Here is a 22,664-nt window from a genome sequence, read left to right on the forward strand (position 1 = left end):
TGTCCGAAGCGGCGTGGTCTTGGTGGGGTGTTCGGGGGTCAGCTGAGGAGGCTGGTCAGCCAGTGCTGCCAGGCGGCCTCTGCTTCCTCCGTGTCCGGCCCGAACAGGTGGTGGAACATCAGCGCGGTGCTGGGCCCGTGATGGAAGGTGTAGATGGCGTCGGCGGTGCGGATTTTCATGCGCTCGCCGTCTGCCCAGACCACCTCACCGTTCAGTGGCGGCAGCCCGGCGGGCTCGGCATGTACCCGGTCGCCCGTGGCCGGCGCGGGCTGGAGCGACAGTGCCTGGGCGATGGCCGCCCGGGTCTCGGGCGCCGACCTGCCCTGGGACGGCGCGAACGCGAACACGGGTTCCGCGGTGCGTCCGGGGAAGTGGGCCAGGTACTCGACCAGCGTCTGCAGGTGGAAGGGCCAGCCGCTGCGCAGGGCGTCGTATTCGTCCTGCCAGTCGTCGCCGAGCAGGCCGCTGTGGACGACGCGGAGCACGGTGCTGCCGCCGTCCCGTCCCTCGATCAGGTACTCGAAGGCCATGAAGCGGCCGTCTTCGTCCTCGGCGGTCTGGGTCGCGAAGCGTTTGCCGGGCTCGTAGGCAGTTACTACCGCCTCGGCTCGGTGGCCTCCGGTGTCCATGGCGGCGACGCCGCCCTCGCGCGGTTCGACCGCGTTGCGTCCCATGAACCAGGAGTCGATCCCGGGTCCGGTCGCGATGGCCTCCCAGACCTGTTCCGGGCTCGCCTGGAGGGTCGTCTCCAGCTCGATCTCGAAGGGGTGCGTCATCCTCGGGGCTCCTGTCCTGCGTCGGTGTCGGTCTCCTGTGTCTCCCCGGTCTGCTGTTGCGGGCCTGCTGCTGTTCCTCCGGCAGTCGGCGCGGCAGGTATCTGGTGCATGCCGATGACCATGCGGTAGTTCCTGCCTTCCGGCGCGGCCTCGTCGTGGTAGCGGCTGACAAGGGCTGCCACGGCCTGGGTCAGGTCTTCGGCGAAAGCCATCCGGTCGGCGGCCGTGGCGAAGCGGACCTCGGCGTCGATGCCGAAGGTGGCCACCCGCCGCCCGGCCCGGGAGGCACCGGTCAGCAGCGATCCGACCTCCTGGACCAACCGGGCGCCCAGCGCCAGCAGCCACCGGGCAGAGAGTTGGTCGGGCGCTCTGGCGGGGTCCGGGCTCACGGCGGCCAGGGCGGTCGGTGAGATGACGTAGGAGGAGGCGGTGGCGCTGTACACCCGCTCGGTGACGTTTCCCTTGCGGCGTTCCTCGGTGAGCTCGACCAGCCCGTGCCGCTCCAGTTCCTTGAGGTGGTAGTTGACCTTCTGTCGTGGCAGCCCCAGGCGGGCGGCCAGCATGGCGGCGGATCCGGGTTTGGCCAGGGAGGCAAGGATCCGGGACCTCATCGGGTCCAGCGATGCCTCGGCGGCGGCGGCTTCTTCGATCACAGCAACGTCCAGCACCAGCCCAACCTCCGTTGGAATAGAAAATCTGGCAAGACAAGAGAGTTTGTCGGTGGGTCGCTGAAACGGCGAACCGGGCTGTGGCCGAGGCGACTGCGCCGGCACCTTTCGAGGCGTGTGCGGCAGCTATCGCAGGCGGGATTGGAGGCCAGGGATGACGATGGCCGCGACCGCGAGATGGGTGAGGATCAGCGTCACGCGCGTGGCGACGTCAGCGCCGGGGACCAGCAGGTCGGGCAGGAGAGATGCTGCCGTCAGTGCGACGGTCGTACGGACGAATGTCCCAGCGGGCCGACGCGACCACTTCCGACAGGAAGCTGCCAGCGCGATGCCCACCACCGAAAACACGAAGGCGAGCTGCGTGAACCCGAGCAGTGGGATTCGCTCGCCGCCGACCTCGAGCGACACGCCGATGGCGTCTGCCGCAGCGGCGATCACCGTCGCGGCGACAGCACCTCCCGTCGCGATCGCGAGGCCCGGCCACCACAGCGCGCGACGGCTGGTCGTGATCGGGCCGTGGTCAGGGGCGATCGAGGTAGATCTGGACACGTCGGTCTCCTTGCCGAGGGGTGGGTGGCCGCTTGCGTTAGTGGTCGGCTCATCAACCACGGCTGCGTCGGGTACTCCTCCAGTGTCCAACCGACGAGAAAATTTGTCAAGACAAGAAAATTTGTCGGTCCCGGTATCGGCTGATCCTTCCGCGCCAGCCGCCCGCGGCGGTTGCGAATCCGCTGTTCGCGGAGTGGTTCCAGAACCGTCGCGCTGCGTTCGGCATCCTGGGGACGACCGTCGTGGACCTGCCGCCCTACAGCCCCCACCTCAAGGGCACGGTGGAAAACCTCAACCGTGCAGCCGACCGTCGCTTCCGCCGAACGGGCACGACGACCCCCTACTTTCGTCGGCACCGGCCGCCGCACAACGGCGGCTTCGCCGGGGCGGCGATCTCCTTAGCGTCAATGCCATGGACGACTGGACTACCTCACCCCGTGCCCTCACTCGGCGAAACGCCGAAGGATGGACGTTCTTCACCGAAGCGGTACGGGACTTCCGCACCACCGGCGCCGTCGCCCCCAGCGGCAGGACCCTCGCCCGTCGGCTCACCGACCCCCTGCGCGCACCGACGGCGCGGCCCCTGAACGTTCTGGAAGCAGGCGCGGGCACCGGCTCCGTGACCCGTGCCGTGATCCCCCTGCTCTCCCGTGACAGCCGGCTGGACATCGTCGAGTCCAACGAGCGCTTCGTCGAGCGTCTGCGCCATCTCATAAGCACCCACCCGGACCTGGCCGCCGACCGGGAGCGCGTCCGGGTCCACCACACACTCGTCGAGCAACTCGACACCCGACGCCGCTACGACGTGATCGTCTCCGGTCTGCCGTTCACCAACTTCCACCCCGAGCAGGTCGAGGCGATCATGGACCGCTACCTCGATCTGCTTCACCCCGGCGGCGCGCTCACCTACTTCACCTACCTCGGCACGCGCCGCGCGCGCAGCCTGCTGGGCGGGCGGGCCGACGCGAGCCGCCACCGGGCCGTCGAGGAAGTCCTGGCCCGCCGACAGCGCCGGTACGCCACGGCCTGCCGGACGGTCTGGGGGAACCTCCCCCCGGCCAAGGTATTGCTGCTGCGTCGACCGTCGGAGCCGGCAACCGACCCGGTCGCGCACCCCCACCGGGCCGGAGCGGGAAACGGTGTATGACCTGATCCGAGGGACATCGTTCGCGCACGGGACCTGACCGCCGGCGAACAGGTCGGCGAACCCCAGGAAGACTCATGAGAATCTTGGGTTCCGGTCCGGCCGTGTGGGCTGTGGATCCGTACCTGGCCGAGACCCGTCGCATCATCTACAGGAGCCACCACGGGCATCAGGGCGCGGTTACGAGGCCCACCTGGTTGTTCTGGTGTTCACCCATGCCGCCCTTACCGCAGGACCGACCAGCACGTGTCTTCCATCCCCTTGGCCGCGCGTGCGTCACCCGTCTCGTCCGCTGCTTGCTCCGCGCGGCGGACACGCCCGGCCGTCGTCCGTCGTCCGTCGCCCTGAGTCGAGTCCAGGTGAGCACCCCGAGGAAAGTTGGGGCGCGGGGGTCCTCCCCGAACGATGCGGGTGGGCGGTGCACGGACGACTGTGGAGGACGTCACTGCTGCCCGTCCGAGAGGAAGACGTGCCCCCTACCACCCGTTCCGACGCCCGACCGTTTCGAGTCGTGGTCGGCCTGCTCACCGGCGCCCTCGTCCCCGCCCGGTCGCCCGTCGCACCGGCCGGTGCGACCCCCGGTCGCGTCGTCACACCCGGCCTCGACCGTGCTCTCGGCTACCTCGACACCGCCGGCGCGAGTGTGGCCGAGGTCCGGGACCGCCCACGGTCCCGGCACGACACCGCCCGCATACCGGACGTGGCCAACGGCGCACCGGTACTCCCGGAGCGCCGGCTCGGCGTCGAGGACACGGCTGGGGCGTCGACGGCCACCGTCCTTCTGCCACGCGTGGGCGAACACGGCCGGAGCGTCGACGAACCGATCGAACGGCCACTGTCGGACGTCGTCCTGCTCGGCAGCCGAACCGCGGCGCCGCACCTGCCCGGCCACCCGTCGGACCCGTACGACCGCACCGGCTTCGAGTCGGACCCGGGCCCGCGCGACCGGGCCGAGCCGCGGTCCCGGTCGACCACCGACCGCCGACAGAGCCGGCCTGCCGGCAAGGCGCCGGTACGGGCCGCGGCGCACGGACGATACGACCGCCCGAGCGTGGGATCCCCCTGCTCCGACGAGGCGCTGTTCCCGCTGAACGTGCTCGTACGCCAGGTGCCGAAGCTGTGGGCCACGCGTTCCTGCGGTCCGGTCCTGTTGCTGGCCGTCGGGGTGGTGCTCGGCGTGTGGGCGGGCAACCACCGCCTGCCGGGCAGGCGGGTCCGGCAGGCCGAACTCCTGGGTGCTGAGGGGAGGTTGCGTGAGCGAGCCGTCAGACTGGCCGAGCGTTCCGCGATCGCCGCGGAGATGCACGACGTGCTGGGCCACCGGCTCAGTCTCATCGCGCTGCACACCGGTGCCCTGAGCGCGGGCAAGGAAGCACTGCCCCCGCCGCTCGCGGCACGGCTTGCCCTGCTGCGCACGGCCTCCACCGAGGCACTCATCGACCTGCGCGACGTCCTGGGTGTGCTGCGTTCCCCCATTTCCTCGGACGATGCGCCGGCGGTCGAGGCGGCCACGACCAGCGGTGCCTCCACCCTTCGCAATGTCGCGGAAATTGTCGAGCAGGCACGCGCCGCCGGGCAGAGGGTGGAGGCGGTCTTCGACGGCCAGGCCGAACAAGTCCCCGCCGCGCACCGGCTCGCCGTCTTGCGCCTGGTCCAGGAGGCGCTGACCAACGCCCGCAAACACGCACCCGACTCGCCGGTGAAGGTTCGCGTTCGCCACGGTCCTCCCGCCACTCTCGTCGAGGTCACCAACGCCCTGGGCACACACCCGGCCCGGACGGTGCCGTCCGGATACGGCCTCGTCGGGCTGGCCGAGCGCGTCGAAGCGCTCGACGGCCACCTGCACGCGGGCCCCGTCGGAGCCGGCGACTGGCGGGTCGCCGCCCGCATCCCCCACCCGAGCCCCGTACGGAACGGTTCCCGCGCGTGATCCGCACCCTGATCGTCGACGACGACGCCCTCGTGCGTCTGGGACTGGCCGACGTCCTCGACGGGGACGACTCGATCACCGTGATTGACCGGGTCGCCGACGGACCGCGGGCCATCGCGCAGGCCCTCGCCCACCGCATCGACGTCGCCCTGGTCGACATCCGCATGCCCCGCATGGACGGCATCACCACCACCGCACGCCTGCGGGCCCTGCCGCGGCCGCCGAAGGTGATAGTACTGACCACCTTCGACCTCGACGAGTACGTCCACGACGCGCTGACCGCAGGAGCCGACGGTTTCCTCCTCAAGGACGCCGACCCCGCCGAGATAGTGCGCGCGGTGCATCTGGTCGCCGCAGGGTCTGCGATGCTCCACCCGCATGCCGCACGTGCCCTCATCGACCGCCACCACCGCACCGCCCGCCCCCGCACCGCCACGGCCCGAACACTCGTCAGCCGGCTCACGGCGCGCGAACGGGACGTGTTCGGCCTGCTCGCCGAAGGCGCCACCAACGCCGACATCGCCCGGACGCTCGGCATGCGGGAAAGCACCGTCAAGGCCCACGTCAGCCGCATCCTCGCCGCGCTGGAGGTCACCAATCGCGTCCAGGCCGCCCTCCTGGCGCGCGACGCCGGTCTCACGCCCTGAAAGGTCCCGCCTGACCGGCGCGGTTCCGGTCGAGTCCTTGTCCTGGCGCATGGTGTAGCCGCCCGGCGGGCCCCGCGACACCACCGATCCGTCGACGTCGCATCGCGTGGTGAACGCCCCGGCCACCGAGTTGCCGGTTGCGGTCGTGGTGCCGACGTAAGCGTGGGGCGCTTGTCGGAGTGGGCGGCCACGGCGCTGAACTGCTTCAACTTGTAGTCCGCGCGGTCGACGGTGTCTCTCTTGCGGATCGGCCCGCGGTCGAACCCGGGGGCGGCCGCCAGCCGGTCCGCGCCGGGCCGTCAGGGGCGCCGGACGGTGCCCTCCGGGTTCGCCGGTGACGGCCCGTCGAGCAGGGGCTGCTCTATGCCCTTCAGCTGCCAGTCGAAGAAGGCGGCGATATAGGTCCGGGTGATCTGCTCCGAACGCCCCGGGGTGAGCTCGCCCGGATAGGGGACGCCCACCAGCGCGGCGAGGAGAGGCATGTCGGTGAAGGTGCCGTGGCTGGAGCCGGCGACGAACAGCCAGCGTTTCCAGCCGTTCAGGTGCGCCCAGGCCTCCTTCCAGGTCCGGTCCTGGTCACTGGTCTGCTTGCCGAACATCAGGTAGGAGCGGCTGCCGAGGCCGGTGACGGGAACCGGAGCGACGAAGGTGCCGTCCAGATTTACCCCGGCCCGTACGCGGCGGTCGGCAGCCATCGTCGCGGCGCTGGCAGCGCCGCCGATGGAATGCCCGGCCATGCCGATCCGCCCCGCGTCGTAGCGCCACGCCGGACGGCGGCCGGTCAGCTGGTCGAGTACGAAGGAGACGTCCTTGGCCCGGCTTTCTGCGATGGTCCCGGGGCCATCCGTGGGTGGGTGGTCACAGATGGCGCAGGGCAGCGTCCGCCGGTCGGGGAAGGTGGTGCCGGCGGACTCATAGGTGTGGTCGACCGTTCTGTACGACCCGCCCGGGTTTTTCGGAGCGGCTGGACCGCGCCCCCTACCAGCGTCTGGTCGCCTCTGTCCTGTCATGGACCGACCCCGCCACCCTCACACTGCAGGACTACGAACAGATCGCCCTGCAGCTCACCGGCCACGCCCGTGCTGTCGCCATCGGTGTCCGCTGCCACACCGATCTCCTGGACGGCGACACCGGCCCCCGCACCCTAGCCGAGATCATCCTCGCCGAAGTACAACGACGCCTGAACACAACCCACAAGGGCACCCTGGCCTGCGTCCAGAACAGGGCCCGCCTCGTGCGCGCCCTCTGCGAACGCCTCTAGGCCGCCCCCGCCACGCACCGCCTGAACTGCCCGTTCCCGGTTCCTGAGCGGCGTGGTGTCGGTGTGGTTCACATCATGGTGCCGGGGCGGCTGATGTCGGCGTACACCCGCGCCCGCACCCCTGGTACTCCCGGTTCACTGCTCACGGGGGTGATACCGGAGGTGGCCCCCCACTGCTCCAGCTCGGCCATCACGGCGTGGGCGGTTGTCGGCGGCGGTGCATCGAGAACCACGAGGCCGGGCTCATCGAACTAACCACCCCCCAGCGTTAACTGGTGTCCCGCCTCAGACGATCTGGTCCCTGTCTCAGATGATCTGGTCCGTTGGTGCTGCGGTGCGGCGCCAGTAATAGAAACTCGAGCGGGCGATGCCCAAGATGGCGCAGAGTCGCTTGACGCCGAAACGGCGCTGGTGATCCTCAACGAACTGGCAGCGGTTCACCAGCGCGTCGCCCCTGCGAAATACCGGGCCGCCTTGCGAAGGATGTCCCGCTCCTCCTCCAGCTCGCGGATCCTCTTCCGCGCGGCCGCCAGCTCCGCCTGAACCGCGTCACCGTCAGGCCGCGGCGCCGCCGCGGGCGTGGAGTGAGCACCGGACCGACGTCCGTCAGCGGCCCTGATCCAGTTCCGCAGCGTCTCGGTGTTCCCCCCGAGGTCGGTGGCGACCGACTTGATCGTCGCTCCCGGACGCGACCGGTACAGCGCGACCGCGTCCGCCTTGAACTCGGCGGGGTAGTGCTTCATCCCCACAGGGGCTCCGTTCTCCTGGACCACCAAGATCCAAGTCTCTCCGGTGTCCAAAACCCGGGGTCAGGGCCCCCTAAGCGCACAACCAAGATCTCTGCACAGCCAGAGGATTGACACTTCCTCATGGCAAGCAGTCGTATGAAGGCCCGTTGGACCAGGACCCAGGTCAAGGAGCTTCCTTGTGAAACGTATATTGGTTCCACTTGTTGCGGTGGCTGTAGCGTTCGGCGCGATGGCCGCCGCGCCCGCCGCGACGGGTGCCGAAAGACAGGCGGCCGGCGCTCCGGTGAGCGCCGCGGCCGACGACGCGATGGTCGTTCCGATCCAGGTGACCGGCGACCCGTCGAATCGTTGGAACCTGGTGGTGCTCGGTGACGGCTACACCGCGTCCGAGATGCCCGAATTTCTCGACCAGGTCGACCAACAGCTGAACGTGCTCTGGGGCCTTGAGCCCTACAAGAGCTACCGGAACTACATCAACGTCTACGCCGTCGAGACTCCCTCCCAGGAGTCGGGGATCAGCTGCGACCCTCAGCTGGGCTCCCCGATGCGCAACACCCCTTTGGGGATGAAGCTCTGGAGCGGCTGCTCCACGAACGGCATCCAGCGGCTGCTCGTGATGGACAACAACGCGGCCAAGAAGTACGCGGCCCTGGCCCCGAAGGCGGATCAGATCCTCGCGCTGGCCAACAGCGACACCTACGGCGGCGCGGGCGGCTCCTACGCCACAGCGACCGGCGGCAACGCCATGTCGGCACTGATCGCCCCGCACGAACTCGGCCACTCCTTCGGCGGTCTCCAGGACGAGTACGACTACTACTCCCGGGGAGTGACCAGCGGCACCTACAGCGGCGGTGAACCCAACTCGGTCCATCACACCCTACTGACCGAGCAGCAGATGCGCGACCAGAAGGCCAAGTGGTGGCGCTGGCTTGGGGAGAAGAGCGAATCGGGCGGCACCATCGGCCGGTACGAAGGCGGCACGTACTACACCGAGGGCGTCTGGCGGCCGAGCCGGCATTCGATGATGAAGACGCTCGGCTACTACATGGACCAGGTGAGTCGCGAACGGATGACGGCGGGCCTGTCAGGGGCCGTCAACCTCATCGAGGACTCAACGCCCACCGATGAACCCGTAAGCCCCACCGACGAGTTGTGGATCGACACCGTTCACCCGGTCTATCACGAGCTCGACGCCACCTGGAGCGTCAACGGCAAGGTGCTCCGCTCCGTCGCCAACGCCCGCAGCGTCAATGTGCGGGACCTCCACGCACGCGCGGGCGACACGATCGGTGTGAAAGTCGTCGACGACACGGACTTCGTCCGCGATCCCGCCCTCCGGGACAGCAGCAAGATGACGGCCACGCGCGAGTGGACGGTCGGGACACCCTCCGCACCGTTCACCGACGACGATGCTCCGAAGATCTCCCTGGCGACGCCCGCCGAGCGGCCCGTCGGGGCGACTGACGTCCTGTGGGTCGACCCGAATCACCCGCGCGACCACGCTCTGAACGTGGTGTGGCGGCTGGACGGCCATGTCGTGGGGCACTCGACGAGTCTCGATCTCGGCGGCCTCCGACTCGGCAAGGGCACCCACCATGTCGACGTCAGCGTAAGCGATTCACGCAAGCCCACGTCGCCTGCGGCAACCGAACAGTGGACAGTCGACAACACGGCGGCAACCACCAGCTACCTTGTGTCGGACCCGGTCAGCGTCTCGCAGAACAGCGACGGCACGCCGCACTACACCGTCAAGGATTCCTTCAGCCTCAACCTCACGGCACACGACGACCAACCAGGGGCACTGACCTCGGAATTCCGGGTCGACGGCGACGGGTGGTTCCACTACTTCGGCTGGCCTACGGACGGTTCCAAGCCGTTCCTGTTCACTCCCACGGGAACGAACGTGGACGATCTGATCTACGGCAACCTCGGCACCGGAGGCCTGTCCACCTCACCGTTCGCCAAGCGGCTGCCCGGATACGGCACCCACCAGATCGAGTACCGCTCCGTGGACGCCGCCGGCAACGTGGCACCGCCCAAGAAGTTCACCGTCACGGTGCTCCCCAAGGACCCGACACCGCCGGGCTCCGTACCCGTCACATCGAGCGCGGTGACCCTCTGCGTCAAGGATCAGACACAGGTCCAGGTGTCCGCCCGGAACCGATCGGCATACCAGGCCAACCTCACGGTGAAGACCTCCTACGGCGAGCAGACCTTCAAGAACGTCCCCGCGGACGGAAAGGTCTCGGCGGTCTTCCGCACCGGCGAGCCGACCACCGAGACCGGCAGCGCGACGGTGACCGCGCACGCGAAGGTCAAGGGCCCCAACAGCACGAACGACCATGAGCTCGACGCCACCTACCAGGTCCCCTACAACCGGTTCGCCTGCAACTGAGCCCATTCTGCGGTTGGGCGGCGGTCCCCGCCGGGGACCGCCGCCCAACACCGTTCAGTTCCAGGCGCTCGCTCCGGGCACGGCCCACCGGCATCGCGGTCAACCGAGTGACGTCAGTCGTTCGGGAGAGCCGTGAAGATGAGGATGATCCTGTGGAGTGGACACGCTGACAATGGATCTTGACGGTTCAGGGAGGGATGTCCAGGTGGGACGCAAGTCTCCGTATCCGGAGGAGTTCAGGAAGGGTGCCGTCGCGCTCTACCGTGCCGCGGCCGGGAAGCGGACGTACGCGGCGGTGGCCGCAGATCTCGGCATCACCGCGGAATCGCTGCGGACGTGGGTGCGCAAGGACGAGACCCAGGCCGCGCCTGAGGGCCGCGACGGCAGCGTGAGCGCGACCGAGGAGCTGGCTCGGCTGCGAGCGGAGAACGCCCGGCTGCTCAAGGCCGAGCACGAGTGGCAGCTGGAGCGCGAGATCCTGCGCCGGGCAGCCGCCTATTTCGCTCGGGAGGTGAAGTGAACCCCCGCCGCTGGGACTTCATCTCCGACAACCGCGCCGACTTCGGCGTCAAGCAGATCTGCCGGGTGCTCGGGGCGTCCCGCGCCGGCTACTACCAGCACCTGGCCACCGAGCAGGCCCGCGCCCAGCGCCGGGCCGAGGAGAAACGGACCGTGAGCGAGATCCGCGCCATCCACGCCGAACACCATGGCGCCTACGGAGCCCCACGCGTCCATGCTGAGCTGCGTGCGAGGGGGCGGAGGATCAACCGCAAGCGTGTCACCCGGCTGATGCGGATCAACCTGTGCCGTTCAGAAATGCGTCGCTGCAGGTCGTAGGGGGTCTGGTGGCGCTCAGGGTCGCGTGGGACGATGCCGCGGGTGATTGTCTCGCTGGTCTATCGGGTGACGAGGAAGCTGTTGTCAGTCCCGGTGTTGCTGCTGCGTCGGCAGGTGGCCAAGGACGCCGAACTTCTTGTCCTGCGTCACGAGAACGCGGTGCTGCGCAGGCAACTTGCAGGTCCGGTGCGCTACGAGCCGGCGGACCGGCTGTGGTTCGCGGCGTTGTCCTCGTTGATACCCCGGCGTCGTTGGGCGCAGGTGTTCCCGGTGACTGCGGGCACCGTGCTGGCGTGGCATCGAAGGCTCGTGGCGTGCCGGTGGGACTACAGCAAGCGCCGGAGCAGGCCCGGCCGGCCACCGACCACGAAGGCGATCAAAGAGCTGGTGCTGCGGCTGGCCGCAAGGCGAGCTCGCGCGGCTCGGGCATCGGGTCGGAGTCTCCACGGTCTGGGAGATCTTGACTGTTGCCGGAGTAGGCCCTGCTCTCCGTAGAGGTGGGCCGACGTGGCGAGAGTTCCTGACGGCGCAGGCCGACGGCGTCATCGCCTGCGACTTCCTGCACATCGACCTGGTTGATCTTCGCCGGGTCTACGCGCTGGTCTTCCTCGAGCGCGGCACGCGCCGCCTGCACATCGCTGGTGTGACCGCGCATCCGACCGCGCAGTGGACGGTCCAGCAAGCCCGCAGCCTCGCCGTCGACCTGGGCCTGAGCTTGGAGTCGCTGCGCTTCTTGGTCCGCGACCGGGACCGCAAGTACACCGAGTCCTTCGACGCGGTCTTCGCGTCCGAGGGCATCGAGACCCTGAAGACGGCGCCGCGGGCCCCACGGATGAACGCGCACTGCGAAAGGGGCATCGGGACACTCCGGCGCGAGGCCCTTGATCACCTGCTGATCCTGAACGAAGCCCACGCTCGACGCGTGCTCGACGTCTACGCCTTCCACTACAACGGCCATCGCCCCCACCAGGCCCGAGGACAACTTCCTCCCCTCGCCCAGGAGAACCCGGCGCCCTCGACCGACTGACCGCGCACCGACTCCTCCGCACCCGAGTACTGGGCGGCGTCATCAACGAGTACAGATACACGGCTTGACCAGCAGCGATGAGTTTCTGAACGGCACAGGGTCGAGCTCACCAACAACACCCGCCGCGCGGTGAACCTGGATGGCCGGACGCTGCGCGACGAGGACGGCCACCGCTACCGCTTCGACAACGTCCGCCTCGCCGGCCGCGCCACCGTCCGGATCCACACCGGCGTCGGCCGCGACACCCGCACCGACCTCTATAAGGTCCGCCGCAACTACGTCTGGGACAACCGTTCCGACACCGCGACCCTGCGCGACGACCGTGGCCGCATCGTCGACACCGAGTCCTGGGGCCGGGGACACCACCACCGCCGCTGACCGGGGACTGGAGAGGCTGAACACCTGACGACGGCTGACAGCCCCTGCCTTCTCCTAGGGGTGCCGGGCAGCAGCCTGACCTGCCCGGCACCCGCCTCCACACCCCGGCCGGAACCGCATCACCAGCAGGGCAAGGCAACGGCCCCGCGCACGGAGTCAGATCGGCCACACGATCCACCGTGCCAGGGTCGGCAATGTCCGGGACAAGAGGCTTGCCGTTGTAACCAGAGGCTCGTCATTTTCTATGCGCTTCTGCTACTCATCACCACGATTGAGGGGGGACTTCACCTTGCGCACCCATGCCGCCATCGCCACCGTTGTTACGGCCGGCACGCTCGCTGCTCTGACCGCGCTCCCGGCCCAGGGCGCCGAGTACTCCTCTGCGCTGAAGGTCCGCGGCATCCAGTACGACACACCCGGCCCGGACTCCAACGAGTGCTCCTCCGGCAACACGCGTGAGGAGTACCTGACCGTCAAGAACTACTCGGCCACCACGACCTTCAACCTCAGGGGCTACGTCGTCGAGGACGCCGCCGGGAACCGGTTCACGTTCCCCGCAGCGTCAGCATGCCCTGAGATGGTCCCGCTGGCGCAGACGCCACCAAGCCATCGCCAACGATGCCACTACCTGAAAAGAGCCAGCTCAAGACACCAAATCTGACTGGAGTAGACCGTGTCCTACATGGTCAGTTGGCGGTTGTGCTGGGCATGGGGAGTGGATGATGGGGGATTGATCCCCCTGGGGGGCTTGTGGGGGAATCGCCAGGCCGTCGCTGCCCCTGGCGCGGGTGCGGCCGCAAGATGGCGGATCACCCGCATCGATGATGATCCGGTCTTCGCCGCGGTGATCTACGTCCTCGTTTGGCGGAGAAGCGTGCGAGTTCGCGGAATCTGGGAGGACTCCTACAACGAACCGGAGCGGGAAGCGTGACTCCGGGCCATGGCGCGCGTGGGTTCCAGGCCCGCCCCGACTCCCCGACGCGGCTGTGGGATGGAGGCTTACGCGGTCAGCTGCTCACGTGCGCAGTGATCAGCGTTCGCCGGTCTAACGCCACTGTCGGACTGGCTGATCTCGGCCCACACCGCGTCGAGGGAGAGGCCGAGGACATCGGCGATCGCCGCGATGGTCGGGAAGGCGGGGGTGGCCACGCGGCCCGACTCGATCTTCCTGAGTGTCTCCGGTGAGACACGTGCGTCGAGCGCAATCTCGAGCATCGAGCGTTCTCCCCGGGCCCGACGCAGGAGGGCGCCGAGGCGCTGGCCGCGTGCGACCTCTGCGGGAGTGAGCGGCAGTCTGACCATGGCCCCGATTCTAGTACCGGTATAGTTTGGCCGGTATAGTTGTTGGTTCCGTGAGGAAAGTGGCACATGATCGAGATCCTGAACCCCGCCCTGCTGGCCCGGGCAAAAGACACAGGCGCCCTGGTCGCAGACATCCTGCAGACACTGAAGGGCCGGAGCGCGATCGGCACGAATCTCCTGGACATCGACCGGTGGGCCAAGACCATGATCGCCGAGGCGGGAGCGCTGTCCTGCTACGTCGACTACGCACCATCCTTCGGACGCGGCCCTTTCGGCCACTACATCTGCACGGCCGTCAACGATGCCGTGCTCCACGGGCGGCCCCACGACTACACGCTCGCCGACGGCGATCTGCTCACACTTGACCTTGCCGTCTCCAAGCACGGAGTCGCTGCAGACGCCGCCATCAGCTTCGTCGTAGGCAATGCGCAGCCCTCAAAGAGCGTCGCGATGATCAGGGCAACCGAACGCGCGCTGGCTGCAGGGATCGCCGCCGCCAGACCCGGAGCTCGTATCGGCGACATCTCCCACGCCATCGGCAAAGTCCTCAGCCAGGCCGGATACGAGATCAACACCGAATTCGGAGGGCATGGCATCGGGTCAACGATGCACCAGGACCCGCACGTTGCGAACACCGGACGGCCTGGCCGTGGATACAAACTGCGCCCCGGGCTGCTGCTGGCACTGGAGCCGTGGGTCATGGCGGACACTGCCAAACTCGTCACCGACGCCGACGGGTGGACGCTCCGAAGCGCGACAGGCTGCCGGACGGCACACAGCGAGCACACGATCGCCATCACCGAGGACGGAGCCGAAATCCTCACGTTGCCGAAGCCGTCGCAGCCGTAAGGCTGAAACCCCCGCGCTCCTCTTCGCAGGCGGAGCATACGGGCGAGGACGACGAAGAGGCCACAGTGACCGTCTCGCTGGCCGTCAAGTCACCCACGAATTCGAGACCGAGGTCCAGATCCCTGCCGGCGTGGCCGGCGACGCCGACGCGCTGCACGAGTACCTGGCCGACAACGAAGAGCTCTGGCTTGACTCCCTCGACCCTTCCGGTGCGAACAGCTACCTCAGCGTCAATGAGCGCGGCCTGGACACCGCCGAGGTCGTTCTCGCTTCCTAATGTCGTTGTCAAGCTGTAGCGGCTACTGGTGGTGCGGCGGTGTAGCACCGTCTGTCACGGATCAGAGCCCACAAGACGTTGACCCGGCGGCGGGCGAGGGCGAGCACGGCCTGGATGTGCTGGTGGCGCTGCGGGACGCGGTGCGGCGCCGGGAGGTCTGGGTGGTGGGGGCGAACCGGTGGCGTAACCCGGAGGACGACTTGCCTGCGGACTTCGAGGACAACCGGGACGTGCACTACGCCGGGCTGGGCCAGCCGCAGGACGCCGGGGAGTTCATCGCCGCCCTGCACGGCAAGCTCCGCACCTCGCTGGATCGCTTCGAGCAGGCGCTGGCGGAGGGCACGACGGGCGGGGTGGCGATCGTCAAGAAGCACGGCGAGCCGTGGATCAGGGTCTCCCCGCGCGGCAAGCAGGAGGAGCCGGAGAGCCTGGTCGCCATCAAGGCGAGATCGAACGACGCTGGGGCACCATCGACCTGCTGGACATCCTGAAGTACGCCGAGTTTGACACGGACTTCATCGCTGAGTTCACCTCGGTGGCCACCAGAGAGATGCTGGCGAAGGACGTGCTGCGGCGCTGGCTGCTGCTGGTCCTGTTCGGCCTGGGCACGAACATGGGAATCAAGCGGGTCGCAGTGACCGGCAAGCACGGTGAGAGCGAGGCGACGCTGCGCAGGGTGCGGCACCTGTTCGTCAACCGCGCCAACATGCGCGCGGCCCTGCGGAAACTGGTGAACGCCACCTTCGCCGTCCGGGATGAGATGTGGTGGGGCACCGGCACCGCGTGCGCCTCCGACAGCCGCAAGTTCGGCGCCTGGTCCAGCAACCTGATGACCGAATGGCACCAGCGCTACCGGGGCCCCGGCGTGATGATCTACTGGCACGTCGAACGGAAATCCGTCTGCATCTACAGCCAGCTCAAGTCCTGTTCGGCTTCCGAGGTCGCCTCAATGATCGAGGGCGTGCTGCGGCACTGCACCGACATGGACGTGGACCGGCAGTACACCGACACGCACGGCGCGTCCATCGTCGGGTTTGCCTTCGCGCACATGCTCGACTTCAAGCTGATGCCGAGGTTGAAGAACATCGGGTCTGCGAAGCTGTACCGGCCGGCGGCCGGACAGGACGACACCTGGCCGAACCTGGGCCCGGTGCTCTCCACCAAGACAATCGACTGGGACCTGATCGCCCAGCAGTACGACCAGATCGTGAAGTACACCACCGCCCTGCGCCTGGGCACCGCCGAGGCCGAACAGGTCCTGCGCCGGTTTACCCGGGGAGGGCCGAAGCACCCGACGTACCGGGCGATCGAAGAACTTGGGCGGGCGGTGAGGACCTCGTTCGTCTGCGACTACCTGGCCAACATCGAGATGCGCCAAGAGATCCACGAGGGGTTGCAGGTTGTGGAGAACTGGAACAGCGCGAACAAGGACCTCCTCTACGGCAAGGACGGCGATCTGGCCGGTGCGGACAAGGAATCCCAGGAGGTCAGCATGCTCGCGCTACACCTGCTCCAGTCAGCGTTGGTGCACGTCAACACGCTGCTGATGCAGGAGGTCCTGGCTGATCCGAAGTGGGCGGACAGGCTGACCGATGCGGACCGGCGGGCGCTGTCGCCGCTGTTCTGGACCCACGTGAATCCGTACGGCAGATTCGAGCTGGATATGAACAGCCGCCTCGACCTGGACCTGTCCATCCGGGCGACGGTACCCGGCCCGCGCGCCCCGCAGGGGGAAGCAGCCGCAGTTCCGGCGTGAGACCTGGGCTCCGGTCCTGGCCGGAGCCCAGGCAACGTGCGTGAGCGTCACCAGGGGTGTTGGTGGCAGTCATGAGGGGGATGCGTCGCCTCTGCCGGCCGCGGTGGCGCTTTGGACGCAGTCGCGGAGCAGGGCGCGGCGCTGGTCATGTACGTCATCGGGTTCTTGGCTGCTGGCCGCATATACGTTGCTGACCGGTGACCAGGCCATGGACATGGCGATGACCATGGCCATGATGTCGAACGGGTCACCTGCGCGGACCCGCCCGGCGGCCTGGGCCTCGGCGATGGCCGTGAGCTTGCGGTCGTCGTAGTGCTGGTGGGTCTCGACGAGGTGCCCGGCAGGCCGACGCTCCAGTCGTGTCCAGGTCGCCAGCCGGATGAGGTCGGGGCGGCGCAGGTATTCGTCGTAGAGACGAACGGCCCACTCCGCGAGATCGTCGGCGTCGATGGGCGCGACGTTGGTGATGCGCTCCAGCGAGCTGAGGAAGATCGCGTCGAAGAGTCGCTCCTTGTCGCCAAAGTAGGCGTAGAGCTGTGCCTTGTTGGTGCGCGCTGCCGTCACGATGCGCTCGATGCGCGCCCCGGCAATGCCGTGCTGGGCGAACTCTTCGGTGGCGGCGTCCAGGATGCGCTGGTAGGTCGCGGCGCCTCGCGAGGTCTGGGGCTGTTCCCGCATACCCGCACTCTACCAAACAGAACAGTTGGTTTACCTCGGGGCACGGTCGCACTTACGCTGCAACAGACAGAACAGTCTGTTTAAGGAGTCACGTATGCGAACGACCACCGGATGGCAGGCGGCCGGCCCGACGGCGCTGCGGCGCGCGTCGCTGGAGCGCCGTGACCTGCGCCCGGATGACATCGCGGTGCAGGTCGACTACTGCGGCGTGTGCCACACCGACCTGCACGCCCTGCGCGCCTACGACCAGCACACGAAAGCGCCCCTGGTGCCCGGTCACGAATTCACCGGCGTGGTGGCCGGGATCGGCCCCGAGGTGACCACCTTCTCGGTCGGCGACCGCGTCGCGGTGGGCAACATCATCGACTCCTGCGGCGTGTGCGCCATGTGCGAAGCAGGACAGGAGAATTTCTGCCACTCCTTCCCGACTCTGACCTACGGCGGCACCGACCGGCAGGACGGGTCGACCACCCTGGGCGGCTACTCCCGCGAGTACGTCGTGCGCGACGCCTTCGCCTACCCGCTCCCCTCCGGCCTCGACCCGGCCGCAGCCGCCCCGCTGATGTGCGCCGGCGTCACCGTCTGGGAACCCCTGCGCTCCCTCGGCGTGCGCCCCGGCAGTCGCGTCGCCGTGGCCGGCCTCGGCGGCCTGGGCCACCTCGCAGTCAAGATGGCCGTGGCACTCGGCGCCACCACGACCGTCATCAGCCGCACCCAGGACAAGCGCGACGACGCCCGCAAGCTCGGCGCTCACGACCTCATCGCCTCCACCGACACCCGGCAGATGGCCACGGCACGCGACACCTTCGACGTCGTCATCGACACCATCTCCGCCCCTCACGACCTCGCCCCGTATCTGAAACTGGTGGCGATGGACGGCACCCTCAGCCTCCTCGGGTACTTGGGCCCCGTCACCGTCGAGGCCACGGACCTGCTCATCGGCCGCAAGAAGCTCAGTTCCGCGGGCAGCGGAGGCCGCCTGGCGACAGCCGAGATGCTCCAATTCTGCGCTGACAACAGCATCGCCGCCGACATCGAAGTGCTCCCGTCGTCACAGGTGGACACGGCACTCGACCGCCTCCGGCGAAACGACGTCCGCTATCGCTTCGTGCTCGACATGTCCGACCTGGACTGAAGAGACGGTGGGCCGGGCCATGCCGTGCGGGCCGGACAACGCCGCGCGCATGGCCCGGCACCCCGCCCTCTCGCAAACGACCCTTTGTCGGAGCAAGATCGAAAACGGGCCGCCGGGCCCTCGATGATCTCCGCTCGGTTCTCAGAACCCGTTCTCACCCAAAAGCTGGACGGACCCCCTTCTGAGACTTGCATTGTGCGAAGATCCGGGGTCATGACGGACCCTCAAGAGCCTTCCCCGACCGAGCGGTCGGACGCGGACGACGTCGAGCAGCACGCCTGTCCGAAGTGTGACGTGCAGCCGGGCTCGCCCTGCCGCTCGCGCGGCGGTGCGGTCGCCTCCGCCTACCACACCCGCCGGTTCACCAAGGTGCCCCGCTTGTCGAAGGTGCTGCGGGTGCCGACCCCGGCGGACCGCCGTCCCGGAAAGCCGTGGCGGCCCGGCACGCCGGTACCCGCCGCAGTCGACCCGGACCTGCCGAGCGCGGACATCCGCATCGGCTACGCCCGCTGCTCGACCCTCGGCCAGGAACTCGACTCCCAGCTCGACGCGCTCAGCAAGCACGGCATCCCCAGGGACAAGATCTTCAGCGAGAAGATCAGCACCCGAGTGCGAGTGCGCCCCCGGTTCGAGGAGGCGCTGAGGACGGCGCGGGAGGTCAAGGCGCACGCCCCGCACTGCCGCGTCGTCTTCACTGTGTACGAGATGAAGCGGCTCGGCCGCGACGCCGCCGAACTCACCGCCCTCGCTGACCACCTCACCGCCCACGGCCTGGTCCTGGAGATGCTCGCCGGGCCCCTGCCCGGCATCTACGACCCCACCGGCCCGGGGAAGCTGCTGTTCGCGTTCTTCGCGGCGATGGCGGAGACCGAGCGGGAGAACATCCGGGAGTCGACGCTGGAGGGACTCGACACCGCGGCCCGCAAGGGCAAGCACGGCGGCCGGCCCCCGGTCATCACCGACGACATGCTCCACACCGTGCTCCGGCGCCGCGCGGGCGGCGAGTCCGTCGAGCAGATCCAGCCCGACCTGATCATCCCCACCGGCAAGCGCAAGGGACAGAATCCCTCCGTCGCCAGCATCTACCGGGCGCTCGCCGAGCACGCCAAACGCGAGGCGTACCCCGAAGCCGTCGAGCAGGCCCACGCCGACCTCGCCGCCCTGAAGGCCGGCGCGGTCCCCGGGCCTCGCGGTACGAACGAGGCCGACCTCATGCCCGAGCACGCCACCGGCCACCAGGACGCCCCGGCCCCGGAGCTGGCGGTCACCCTCGACATGTAGGTCGCGCTGGAGTTCGCCGGCGGCCGTGAGGGTCTGCACCATGAACTTCACGGTGGACAGCAGTCTCCGGTGCGCGGGTGGCGTGCGGTGAGGCTGCACCTGGAGCCCCGGGCGTCCTGGTACTGCCTGATGGAGGCCTACGCCTCCTGGCTGGGCTCGAACCGGTGGCGTGCTCTGGGCGGCCCACTCGGCCACAAGGTCCTCCTCGTCGAACCGGGTGGGCTTGCTCGGCGCCCTGGTGCACGCCGAGCAGCCCCTCCAGCTCCTCCTCGGCCGCGCATCGTTTGCCGACAGGGCGGGGTTGATCGGAATGTTCCTAGGCTCGCAGGGCCAACGGAGTTGGCTGCACGTCGATTCACTGTGGCTGCAGCGTCGGTTCCGGCCCGGCTGGGGGCCATGTCAGCGTCAACTTCGGGTCAGGTTCCTCGACTGTCAGCAGTGGATCGCCGAGCACGAAAGCAGTTCCAGCGGCGCTGACCAGTCTCAGCGGAACGCGGCGACATTGCGGGCGGCCCAGTCGGCGAAGGGGCGCGGGGCGCGGCCGAGGACCTGCTGGACGTCCGGGCTGACGCGCAGCTCGGCCGGGCTCGGGGAGCCGAGAATGTCCAGAGTGTCGTCGGCAAGCTCCGCCGGCATGCTCTGGGTCATGGCGGTCTTGGCCTCGTCGCGGGTGAGCTCGTGAAACCTCACTGGCGAGCCCAGCGCGGCGGCGATGGCCTCCGCCTGCTGGCGCGGAGTGATCACCTCTGGGCCGGTCAGCTCGTAGACGCCGCCGGTGTGCCGGTCATCCAGCAGGCAGGCTGCCGCGACCGCGGCGATGTCCGCCGGGTCGATGATCGGCACCCCGACGTCGCCGAAGGGCGCGGCGACGCCCTGTTGCGCGCGGACGGACTCGGCCCACCACAGGGCGTTGGAGGCGAAGCCGCCCGGTCGCAGGATGGCCCACTCCAGGCCGGACTCCCGCAGCGTGTCCTCCAGTGCGCGCATCGCGATCCGCGTTTGGCCGGAGGGCCTGGTCACCACGCCCAGCGTGGAGAGCAGGACGACCCGGCGGACCCCGCTGGCCGCAGCTTCGCTGATGATGTCGGCAGGGTTGGCTCCAGTGGCGTGCAGGTCGCCGGACAGCAGCAGGAACAGCGCCTTCGCCCCGGCCAGCGCGGGCTTGAGGCTGGCCGGCTTGCCCAGGTCGGCCGCCACGTGGCGGACGCCGTTCGGCACCGCCGCCGCGTGCCGTGACACTGCCATCACTTGCTGGCCCGCCTCGGCCAGCGCCTGCGTCAACGGCCGGCCGATATTCCCGGTAGCCCCGGTCACTACGATCATGATCAGCTCCTTGTCGGATGTTCTCTGTGGCCTTCACGCTAAGAGCGAGGGCTAACTTTTGGTAAGGACATACCTTGAGGTAAGCTCATGAAATGATGGGAAGCGTGCAGCACAGACAGGCCGAGGCGGGGAAGCGGTATGACGTGTTTCACACCGACTGCCCCGCGCGCGATGTGGTCGACCACGTGACCAGCAGGTGGGGCGTCTGGGTGCTGATCTCGTTGCGGAGCAATGGCCTCCGGTTCTACGAGCTGCGCGAGAGCATCCAGGGCATCAGCGAGAAGATGCTCGCCCAGACCCTGCGCGCGCTGGTCCAGGACGGCCTGGTCTGGCGGGAGGTCGAGCCGACGACGCCGCCCCAGGTCACCTACGGGCTGACCGAGTTCGGCCGGGACGTCGGCGAGCCGCTGACGGAGCTGTTCGACCGGATCACACGGCGGCTGTCGCCGCGCAGCGCGGGATAGCGTGGTACTGGCTGGTGCACATCCGCGACGCGATGGACGACCTGCTGAGCCAGATCTTCGCCCTGATCCAATAGCGCCCTCTGGCCGCCCTGAACGCGCTGCATGACCTATCACCACGGCCGTGACCCGTGACCCGGCACAACGGCGAGGCGTGGCAGCAGATCGCCAACCAGCGGGGAGTCTCCCGGCAGCTGGCGTGGAAGAAGCCCAAGTTCGCCGGTTCCACCGAGGACGTCGACGACGCCTACGCGAAAGCCGGATCGCTTCGATCGTACGCGCCGGCCTGCGGCTATCCGTCCTCGCTATCCCGCACGGTCCGGCCGGGGCGCCTGGCCTCGACCAGCTCCGGCAGGCCCTCCAGACGGCCGTCGGCACCGAAGCCTGACCGCCCCGCACCAAGATCAATCTCACCGATACTGGCTGTTCCGTTGGCCCCCAAGGCCGGGCTATGCCCGTTGCTCGCACCTCAGCCAGGAGCTCGACTCGCGGCTGGACACGCTCGCCAAGCACGGCATCGGCAGAGACAAGATCTTCAGCGAGAAGCTCAGCACCCGGATCAAGGTCCGCCCGCAGTTCGAGGAGGCGCTGAAGACCGCCCGGGAGATCAAGGCGCACGCCCCGCACTGCCGGGTCATCTTCACCGTGTTCGAGATGAAGAGGCTGGGGCGTGACGCGGCAGAGCTCACTGCCCTTGCGGACCATCTGACCGAGCACGGCCTGGTGCTGGAGACGCTCGCCGGGCCGCTGCCCGGCAGCTACGACCCCACCGGCCCCGGCAAGCTGCTGTTCGGCTTCTTCGCCGCGATGGCCGAGACCGAGCGGGAGAACATCCGGGAGTCGACGCTGGAGGGGCTGGAGACCGCGGCCCGCAAGGGCAAATACGGTGGCCGGCCCCCGGTCATCACCGACGACATGCTGCACACCGTGCTGCGGCGCAAGGCGCTCGGCGAGTCCGTCGAGCAGATCCAGCCCGACCTGATCATCCCCACCGGCAAGCGCAAGGGACAGAACCCGTCCGTCGCCAGCATCTACCGGGCGCTCGCCGAGCACGAGAAGACCCAGGCGTACCCGGAGGCAGTCGAGACGGCACACGCTGACTTCTGTGCCGTGACACGGTAGTTGGAACCATGGGGGTGTGGTGACCTTGCGATCCGGATCCCGTAGGTCACGCTTGTTGGAACCACATGGTCACGCTGCTTGCAACCTGCGGTGAATTGCCATTCATGTGGGAATCAGTG

Annotated in this window: 22 protein-coding genes and 3 pseudogenes; 16 read left to right on the forward strand and 9 right to left on the reverse strand. The window is 68.5% G+C overall.

What is annotated here, in order from left to right; all coding sequences use genetic code 11:
* Window positions 1–38: 38 nt before the first annotated feature.
* From ACFVV1_RS33230 to ACFVV1_RS33240, 3 genes are all read right to left on the reverse strand, one after another.
* Complete coding sequence (locus tag ACFVV1_RS33230; RefSeq protein ID WP_389997091.1) at window positions 39–776, reverse strand: SRPBCC domain-containing protein; 738 nt, start codon at window positions 774–776, stop codon at window positions 39–41.
* A complete protein-coding gene (locus ACFVV1_RS33235) occupies window positions 773–1,444 on the reverse strand; it encodes an ArsR/SmtB family transcription factor (RefSeq protein WP_389997094.1) in 672 nt (223 codons plus the stop codon). The genes ACFVV1_RS33230 and ACFVV1_RS33235 overlap by 4 nt, the downstream gene beginning before the upstream one ends.
* Before the next feature lie 126 nt (window positions 1,445–1,570).
* A complete protein-coding gene (locus ACFVV1_RS33240; RefSeq protein ID WP_389997097.1) occupies window positions 1,571–2,053 on the reverse strand; it encodes a DUF6069 family protein in 483 nt (160 codons plus the stop codon).
* Window positions 2,054–2,405: 352 nt separating this feature from the next.
* Between ACFVV1_RS33240 and ACFVV1_RS33245 the strand changes: the two genes are divergently transcribed.
* The 3 genes from ACFVV1_RS33245 to ACFVV1_RS33255 all read left to right on the forward strand — a co-directional run bounded on the left by ACFVV1_RS33245 (window position 2,406) and on the right by ACFVV1_RS33255 (window position 5,714).
* Complete coding sequence (locus ACFVV1_RS33245) at window positions 2,406–3,140, forward strand: methyltransferase (protein ID WP_351268899.1); 735 nt, start codon at window positions 2,406–2,408, stop codon at window positions 3,138–3,140.
* Window positions 3,141–3,606: 466 nt separating this feature from the next.
* Window positions 3,607–5,067 (forward strand): sensor histidine kinase, encoded by a 1,461-nt coding sequence (locus ACFVV1_RS33250; RefSeq protein WP_389997101.1) that lies wholly within the window; start codon window positions 3,607–3,609, stop codon window positions 5,065–5,067.
* Entirely contained in the window at window positions 5,064–5,714 is a 651-nt protein-coding gene (locus tag ACFVV1_RS33255) for a response regulator (RefSeq protein ID WP_389997104.1), read from the forward strand. Before ACFVV1_RS33250 ends, ACFVV1_RS33255 begins: the two co-directional genes overlap by 4 nt.
* A gap of 299 nt (window positions 5,715–6,013) precedes the next feature.
* On the opposite strand, the gene ACFVV1_RS33260 is transcribed toward ACFVV1_RS33255, so the two are convergent.
* From ACFVV1_RS33260 to ACFVV1_RS33270, 3 genes are all read right to left on the reverse strand, one after another.
* Complete coding sequence (locus tag ACFVV1_RS33260) at window positions 6,014–6,724, reverse strand: lipase (protein WP_389997107.1); 711 nt, start codon at window positions 6,722–6,724, stop codon at window positions 6,014–6,016.
* Window positions 6,725–7,043: 319 nt separating this feature from the next.
* Window positions 7,044–7,208, reverse strand: a complete 165-nt coding sequence (locus ACFVV1_RS33265) for a DUF6207 family protein (protein ID WP_389997110.1) — start codon at window positions 7,206–7,208, stop codon at window positions 7,044–7,046.
* Window positions 7,209–7,412: 204 nt separating this feature from the next.
* Complete coding sequence (locus tag ACFVV1_RS33270; protein WP_389997113.1) at window positions 7,413–7,718, reverse strand: transposase; 306 nt, start codon at window positions 7,716–7,718, stop codon at window positions 7,413–7,415.
* Window positions 7,719–7,932: 214 nt separating this feature from the next.
* Between ACFVV1_RS33270 and ACFVV1_RS33275 the strand changes: the two genes are divergently transcribed.
* From ACFVV1_RS33275 to ACFVV1_RS33295, 5 genes and pseudogenes are all read left to right on the forward strand, one after another.
* Complete coding sequence (locus ACFVV1_RS33275; protein WP_389997116.1) at window positions 7,933–10,119, forward strand: M64 family metallopeptidase; 2,187 nt, start codon at window positions 7,933–7,935, stop codon at window positions 10,117–10,119.
* Window positions 10,120–10,324: 205 nt separating this feature from the next.
* A pseudogene (locus ACFVV1_RS33280) lies at window positions 10,325–10,920 on the forward strand (IS3 family transposase); the annotation flags it as partial.
* 496 nt (window positions 10,921–11,416) lie between these two features.
* A complete protein-coding gene (locus ACFVV1_RS33285) occupies window positions 11,417–11,983 on the forward strand; it encodes an integrase core domain-containing protein (RefSeq protein ID WP_389997119.1) in 567 nt (188 codons plus the stop codon).
* A gap of 99 nt (window positions 11,984–12,082) precedes the next feature.
* Window positions 12,083–12,361 (forward strand): annotated as a pseudogene (locus ACFVV1_RS33290) (lamin tail domain-containing protein); the annotation flags it as partial.
* A gap of 289 nt (window positions 12,362–12,650) precedes the next feature.
* Window positions 12,651–12,914 (forward strand): annotated as a pseudogene (locus tag ACFVV1_RS33295) (lamin tail domain-containing protein); the annotation flags it as partial.
* A 446-nt stretch (window positions 12,915–13,360) separates the two neighbouring features.
* Here ACFVV1_RS33295 and ACFVV1_RS33300 read toward each other — a convergent pair.
* Entirely contained in the window at window positions 13,361–13,663 is a 303-nt protein-coding gene (locus ACFVV1_RS33300) for a helix-turn-helix domain-containing protein (RefSeq protein ID WP_389997122.1), read from the reverse strand.
* Window positions 13,664–13,729: 66 nt separating this feature from the next.
* On the opposite strand from ACFVV1_RS33300, the gene map reads away from it, so the two are divergent.
* The 4 genes from map (at window position 13,730) to ACFVV1_RS33320 (ending at window position 16,545) form a co-directional block, all read left to right on the forward strand.
* On the forward strand, window positions 13,730–14,512 hold the full coding sequence (map, locus tag ACFVV1_RS33305; RefSeq protein WP_389997125.1) for a type I methionyl aminopeptidase: 783 nt from the start codon (window positions 13,730–13,732) through the stop codon (window positions 14,510–14,512).
* A gap of 130 nt (window positions 14,513–14,642) precedes the next feature.
* A complete protein-coding gene (locus ACFVV1_RS33310; protein WP_389997128.1) occupies window positions 14,643–14,789 on the forward strand; it encodes a hypothetical protein in 147 nt (48 codons plus the stop codon).
* Window positions 14,790–14,794: 5 nt separating this feature from the next.
* Window positions 14,795–15,280 carry a hypothetical protein gene (locus ACFVV1_RS33315; protein WP_389997195.1) on the forward strand — a complete coding sequence of 162 codons (486 nt, stop codon included), beginning with the start codon at window positions 14,795–14,797 and terminating at the stop codon, window positions 15,278–15,280.
* Complete coding sequence (locus ACFVV1_RS33320; RefSeq protein ID WP_389997132.1) at window positions 15,172–16,545, forward strand: transposase; 1,374 nt, start codon at window positions 15,172–15,174, stop codon at window positions 16,543–16,545. The genes ACFVV1_RS33315 and ACFVV1_RS33320 overlap by 109 nt, the downstream gene beginning before the upstream one ends.
* 69 nt (window positions 16,546–16,614) lie before the next feature.
* Here ACFVV1_RS33320 and ACFVV1_RS33325 read toward each other — a convergent pair whose 3' ends face one another.
* Entirely contained in the window at window positions 16,615–17,223 is a 609-nt protein-coding gene (locus tag ACFVV1_RS33325) for a TetR family transcriptional regulator (RefSeq protein ID WP_389997135.1), read from the reverse strand.
* A gap of 94 nt (window positions 17,224–17,317) precedes the next feature.
* Between ACFVV1_RS33325 and ACFVV1_RS33330 the strand changes: the two genes are divergently transcribed.
* Both ACFVV1_RS33330 and ACFVV1_RS33335 read left to right on the forward strand, forming a co-directional pair.
* Window positions 17,318–18,358: an NAD(P)-dependent alcohol dehydrogenase gene (locus tag ACFVV1_RS33330; RefSeq protein ID WP_389997138.1), complete on the forward strand. Its 1,041-nt coding sequence runs from the start codon at window positions 17,318–17,320 to the stop codon at window positions 18,356–18,358.
* A gap of 213 nt (window positions 18,359–18,571) precedes the next feature.
* Window positions 18,572–19,639 carry a recombinase family protein gene (locus ACFVV1_RS33335; RefSeq protein ID WP_389997141.1) on the forward strand — a complete coding sequence of 356 codons (1,068 nt, stop codon included), beginning with the start codon at window positions 18,572–18,574 and terminating at the stop codon, window positions 19,637–19,639.
* 483 nt (window positions 19,640–20,122) lie between these two features.
* On the opposite strand, the gene ACFVV1_RS33340 is transcribed toward ACFVV1_RS33335, so the two are convergent.
* Window positions 20,123–20,962, reverse strand: a complete 840-nt coding sequence (locus ACFVV1_RS33340; RefSeq protein WP_389997144.1) for an SDR family oxidoreductase — start codon at window positions 20,960–20,962, stop codon at window positions 20,123–20,125.
* A 92-nt stretch (window positions 20,963–21,054) separates the two neighbouring features.
* On the opposite strand from ACFVV1_RS33340, the gene ACFVV1_RS33345 reads away from it, so the two are divergent.
* A complete protein-coding gene (locus tag ACFVV1_RS33345; RefSeq protein WP_351268006.1) occupies window positions 21,055–21,426 on the forward strand; it encodes a helix-turn-helix domain-containing protein in 372 nt (123 codons plus the stop codon).
* Between the two features lie 489 nt (window positions 21,427–21,915).
* Window positions 21,916–22,545 carry a recombinase family protein gene (locus ACFVV1_RS33350; protein WP_389997183.1) on the forward strand — a complete coding sequence of 210 codons (630 nt, stop codon included), beginning with the start codon at window positions 21,916–21,918 and terminating at the stop codon, window positions 22,543–22,545.
* Window positions 22,546–22,664 lie beyond the last annotated feature (119 nt).

Source organism: Streptomyces sp. NPDC058092, assembly GCF_042884935.1.
In the GTDB taxonomy this organism is placed as follows: Bacteria; Actinomycetota; Actinomycetes; order Streptomycetales; family Streptomycetaceae; genus Streptomyces.